Origin of the sequence: Sphaerochaeta sp. UBA5836 (assembly GCF_002432845.1) — a bacterium.
Classification (GTDB): Bacteria; Spirochaetota; Spirochaetia; order Sphaerochaetales; family Sphaerochaetaceae; genus Sphaerochaeta.
Genome location: NZ_DJGW01000010.1, coordinates 32,754 through 37,673, shown reverse-complemented (window position 1 = coordinate 37,673; position 4,920 = coordinate 32,754). Strand labels below are relative to the sequence as shown.

At 55.1% G+C, this 4,920-nt stretch carries 6 protein-coding genes; all 6 read left to right on the top strand.

Translation table 11 applies throughout. The annotated features are described in order from the left end of the window. Positions 1 to 91 precede the first annotated feature (91 nt). Positions 92 to 760: an aspartate/glutamate racemase family protein gene (locus B3F49_RS00850; RefSeq protein WP_293908570.1), complete on the top strand. Its 669-nt coding sequence runs from the start codon at positions 92 to 94 to the stop codon at positions 758 to 760. Beyond that, positions 760 to 1,578, top strand: coding sequence for a transketolase (locus B3F49_RS00845; RefSeq protein ID WP_293908569.1), 819 nt, complete (start codon positions 760 to 762; stop codon positions 1,576 to 1,578). The genes B3F49_RS00850 and B3F49_RS00845 overlap by 1 nt, the downstream gene beginning before the upstream one ends. After that, complete coding sequence (locus B3F49_RS00840; protein ID WP_293908568.1) at positions 1,575 to 2,525, top strand: transketolase family protein; 951 nt, start codon at positions 1,575 to 1,577, stop codon at positions 2,523 to 2,525. Before B3F49_RS00845 ends, B3F49_RS00840 begins: the two co-directional genes overlap by 4 nt. A gap of 48 nt (positions 2,526 to 2,573) precedes the next feature. Then, complete coding sequence (locus B3F49_RS00835; protein ID WP_293908567.1) at positions 2,574 to 3,596, top strand: TRAP transporter substrate-binding protein; 1,023 nt, start codon at positions 2,574 to 2,576, stop codon at positions 3,594 to 3,596. A 72-nt stretch (positions 3,597 to 3,668) separates the two neighbouring features. Then, positions 3,669 to 4,145: a TRAP transporter small permease gene (locus B3F49_RS00830; RefSeq protein WP_293908566.1), complete on the top strand. Its 477-nt coding sequence runs from the start codon at positions 3,669 to 3,671 to the stop codon at positions 4,143 to 4,145. Beyond that, on the top strand, positions 4,142 to 4,920 hold a 779-nt coding region (locus B3F49_RS00825; protein ID WP_293908572.1), incomplete at its 3' end, for a TRAP transporter large permease. The genes B3F49_RS00830 and B3F49_RS00825, both read left to right, overlap by 4 nt.

Below are 4,920 nucleotides of genomic sequence, written 5' to 3'. Positions count from 1 at the left end.
GGGTGGATTGTTTTTCCTTGACAGATTGCAAAATGTGCCTCATTCTTCATATGTATGATGTATGATGATATAGAACATGGGGGTGTATTACATGGCTGAACATAAGATCGCTGCTATATATACAGGAGCTGCTTTGGTAAAACCGCTTTCCGATTTGCTGAAGGAAACGCTGCCTGGGTGCAAGGTGATGAACATCCTTGACGACAGCATGATCGCCGAGATCATCGAGACAGGGTACCTTACCAAGGCGGTGAAGCGCAGGCTGTACGGCTACTATGAGATTGCCTGTGCCTCCGGTGCCGAATTGATTCTCAATACCTGCTCGTCAATCGGGGATGCAGTCTATGGGGCGAGGGAATTCTTCCCCATCCCCATCGTGCGCATCGACGAGCCGATGGCCAGGCGGGCGATCGAGCTCACCGATTCCATCGCAGTGCTGGCAACCCTTTCCACCACCCTCGATCCTACCATCCGCCTGCTCGAACGCTGTGCTTCGGAGATGGGCAAGTCGATCCACACCATCAGCGCCCTGGCCGATGGAGCCTTCAGCGCCATTACCTCCGGTGATGCCCAGACACACGATCGTCTCATTGCCGAAACGGCAAAACAGGTCTCCGACCGCTGTGAAGTCATTCTGCTTGCCCAAGGCTCGATGGCCAGGATGGAAGAACCGCTTGCAAGGCTTACCGGCAAGACGGTGCTCTCAAGCCCCCGGCTGGGTGCACTGATGGTCAGGGACATGCTGGGGGAGGCAAAGTGATGGATATTCAGGCACTAGAGGAAATCTCGTTGTCCCTTCGCCGCGATGTGGTTGAGATGGTCTATCGGACCAAGGACGGGCATCCCAGCCCCAGCTTCTCGGTTGCCGATATCATCACAGCCCTCTACTTTGAAGTCATGCGTCTGGACCCATCCAACCCTGATTGGGAGGACCGGGACCGCTTTGTCCTCTCCAAGGGTCACAGTTGCCCCGTCTTATATGCCGCACTGGCTAAAAAGGGATACTTTCCCCGAGAAGAGTTGTTCACTCTGCGGTACCTCAACAGCCACCTGCAGGGGCACCCCTATGCACCCAAGACCAAGGGCTTGGATGCAACCACCGGCTCATTGGGCAACGGAGTATCCATCGGTCTGGGGATGGCCTTGGCTGCCAGGATTCGCAAGAAAGCATACCAAGTCTATGCCATCACCGGAGACGGGGAACTGGGGGAGGGCATGATTTGGGAGGCAGCGATGGCCGCCAGCCATCACAAGGTAGGCAACCTGACCGTTTTCATCGACAACAACAACTACCAGAGCGGTGGAACCGTAGGTGAAATATCCGGTCCCTATCCGATCGAGGATAAGTGGCAGGCTTTCGGCTGGCATGTCCAGACCGTCGACGGGCACGATATCGCCCAGATTCTGAAGGCTGTGGAGAATGCCCATCAAGTTGTCGACCAGCCCTGTGCCATAGTCTGCAAAACCGTCAAGGGAAACGGAGTCTCCTTCATGGTGGGAGAAAACTCGTGGCACAAGCGTGTCTATACCGAAGAAGAGTACAAACAGGCCATCAAAGAGTTGGGAGGAGCAGTATGAGCACCGTTGACAGCACACGAATAGGATTCCGCGATGCCCTCCTGAAATTGGCCGGCGAGCGCGAGGATGTGGTCTTTGTCTCCACCGACTCCTTGAAGGTCGTCAAAGGCGAGCCTTTCTTGGAACGGTTCCCCGACCGGGTGGTGGAGCTGGGAATTTCCGAACAGAACGGGGTGGGCGTCTGCAGCGGTCTTGCAGCAAGCGGACTCCTTCCTTATATATGTACCTATGCAGGATTCTTGACGATGAGGGCCTGCGAGCAGATGCGCACCTTCGTCTCCTATCCGAACCTCAAGGTCCGGTTTGTCGGAGCGAACGGGGGCTTGCACGGGGGCAACCGAGAGGGGGTCTCCCACCAGTTCATCGAGGACGTCGGAATTCTCAGGGGCATGCCGAACTTCACCATCCTCTGTCCCGCCGACGGTGGTCAGGTCTATGAAGCCATGCTGGCAAGTGTGGATGTTGAAGGTCCGCTCTACATCCGTATCGGCAGCGGCCGCGAGGACAAGGTGTTCCCTGATGGAACTCCGTTTCCCCTGGGTAAAATCCGCATACTCAGCGATGAGGGCGATGATGTCGCCCTGCTTGCCCATGGGTTTGTGCTGGGGCGTGTCATTGAGGCCGCCAAGAGACTGAAGGCGGAGGGAATCAAGGCAAAGGTGGTGGAAGTGGCTACCATCAAGCCGCTGGACAGGGAAGGGCTCGTCGCAGTATTGCAAGCTACAGGTTGTGCTGTAACCGTGGAGGACCATACGATCATCAATGGGTTGGGCAGTGCCGTAGCCGAGGTGATCGCTGAGAACGTTCCTGCGCACCTGATTCGTCTCGGGCTGCAGGATGTCTATGGGGAGTCGGGTTTCCCTGAAGAGTTGCTTGATGCGTACGGCATGCGCATTGAAGACATTGTCAGTGCAGCCAAAAAGGCTGTGGCGCATAAAAAACTGTAACGGTTTCCGGATCATCCGGAGTTCGTAGAATAAAAAGGAGAACATTGTATGAAAAAAAGGATTATCGCATTGCTGCTCGTTGTTTCCTTGGCCGGTTTCCTGTTTGCCGCCGGGCAGGCTGAAGCCAGCGGTCCTACCGCCGCCAAGCCTTTGGTCCTTCGGTATGCACACATGAACCCCGCTTCCAGCCCGAACGGACTGCAGGCAACCTACTTTGCTGATAAGATTGCCGAGAAAACCGGCGGTGCCATCAAGATCGAGGTGTATCCTGCAAGCCAGCTTGGTTCCATTTCTGAAATGGCCGAGGCCGTCTCGATGGGATCGATCGCCATGCATCACAACACCTACGGAGGCCTTCAGCCCCTGCTCAACGACTTGGGCCTGTTCGACACCCCGTATCTGTATCGCGACGTCGACCACCTTCTGAAGGCAACCAATCCCGAAACTTCTCCGGCGCTGAAGGAACTGAACCAGAAGCTCATCGATACCAGAGGCGTCAGGATTCTCTACTCCTTCTACTTCGGTACCCGCGAGCTTACCGCCAACTTCCCTGTGTACTCCCCCAAGGATCTGGCAGGCAAGAAAATCCGTGCCATTCCCTCTCCCATCTATCTGGCAGCAGTTGAAGGCATGGGTGCAGTCGCTGTTCCCATCGACTGGGCTGAAGTACCCGTGGCTCTTTCCACCGGCGTAGCCGACGGGCAGGAGAACCCGGTAAGCACCCTGGTCACCAGCAACATCTACGAAGTGCAGAAGTATGCCATGATGACCGACCATATCATGGGTTCCGAGCCTGTTGTCATCAATGAGAAAGTTTGGCAGGCCTTGAGTGACGAACACAAGAAGATCTTTACCGAAGTGGCACGCGAAACCCGTGACTGGGCTTCCAACTATGTGTTGCAAAGTGAGGCCAAGGATGTGCAGACGCTCAAGGACAAGGGCATGAAGATCATCACCAAGGAGGATGGGCTGAAAGTTGATGAGTTCCGTGCCTCTGTTTCCAAGGTTGTCAATGATCGCTTCGGTGCTGCCTGGGGCAAGTACTATGAGATGATCAACGCAATCAAATAGCTGTGTATGGTTTCATGTGGATGGAAAGATCCTTTCCATCCACTCAGATTTCAATGAGCAAGGAACAATCCTATGAACAACCTCGCAAAAAAGGTGACCAAGGGATATCAGGCAGTGGCGGTGGTCTTTCTGCTGGTGCTGTTTCTTTCGGTCTTCATCCAGATCATCATGCGCAACGTTTTCCATGCAGGCTCTATTCAGCTGGAGGAACTTGCCCGGGTTTCGTTGGTCTCTTTGGTCTTCCTCATGATTCCCGTCCTCACCTATGAGAAGAGACACATCATCGTCGATATCGTGCTCCTCTACCTGCCCAAACAAGCAAAGAAGTGGGTTTCTGTGGTCACCCAGCTTCTGGTCATGTGCTTCGGCATCTATGTCCTGTGGGCGATCGCCACCATCATGGAGCGCAACTGGAGTGTCAGGACTCCAGCCTTGAATATGCCCAACATCGTGTTCTACATCCCCATCACCTTGGGAATTCTTGCCATGACCGTCCTCTCCCTGTTGGGAGTCTGGAATACCTTGTGTGGAAAGGAGGAGGCGGTATGAGCGGTTCATTGGTGATTATTCTCTTTCTCTTTTTGCTGGCAACCGGGCTTCCCATCGCCGTGAGCATGGGCATCCCCTCGGCTCTCTATCTGATGATGGCAAACATCCCGCCCAGCCAGCTGATCCAGCGCATGGTGACCAGCCTCAACTCCTTCCCGATGCTTGCCGTCCCCTTGTTCATTCTTGCCGCCGGCTTGATGAACAGCTCGGGGATCACCGAACGACTGTTTGAGTTTGCCAAGCTGTTGGTGGGAAGAATGAAAGGAGGCTTGGCCCAGGTCAACATTGTCGCTTCCTTGATCTTCAGCGGTATCAGCGGTGCGGCTCTTGCCGACGTAGGCGGGCTTGGAAACATCGAGATTGAAGCGATGGACAAGCAGAACTATCCCCGCACCCACTCGGCGGCCATTACGGCAGCCTCTGCAGTAATCGGTCCGATTTTCCCCCCATCCATCCCCCTGATCATCTATGGGGCGGCCGCCGAGACGTCCTCGATGCGCCTGCTCATCGCCGGAATTCTTCCCGCCCTGGTCATCGCCATGGCATTGATGGTGCAGGTGGGATTCTTCGCCCGAAAGTTCAATTACCCCCGTGGAGTGGACCGCAAGTTTTCCTTCTCTGAGATACAAGCAATCACCAAGCGGGGCCTTCCTTCCATGTTGATGCCCGTCATCATGATGGGCGGCATGCTCTCTGGTTGGTTCAGTCCGACCGAAGTGGCAGCGATTGCGGTGGCCTATGCCATCGTACTGAGCTTGGCATACAAGGAACTGAC

Bases quoted from the DNA above. Each gene is read 5' to 3' on its own strand.
- B3F49_RS00845 (WP_293908569.1), top strand. From the start codon at position 760: ATGGATATTCAGGCACTAGAGGAAATCTCGTTGTCCCTTCGCCGCGAT.
- B3F49_RS00850 (WP_293908570.1), top strand. From the start codon at position 92: ATGGCTGAACATAAGATCGCTGCTATATATACAGGAGCTGCTTTGGTA.
- B3F49_RS00830 (WP_293908566.1), top strand. From the start codon at position 3,669: ATGAACAACCTCGCAAAAAAGGTGACCAAGGGATATCAGGCAGTGGCG.
- B3F49_RS00835 (WP_293908567.1), top strand. From the start codon at position 2,574: ATGAAAAAAAGGATTATCGCATTGCTGCTCGTTGTTTCCTTGGCCGGT.
- B3F49_RS00840 (WP_293908568.1), top strand. From the start codon at position 1,575: ATGAGCACCGTTGACAGCACACGAATAGGATTCCGCGATGCCCTCCTG.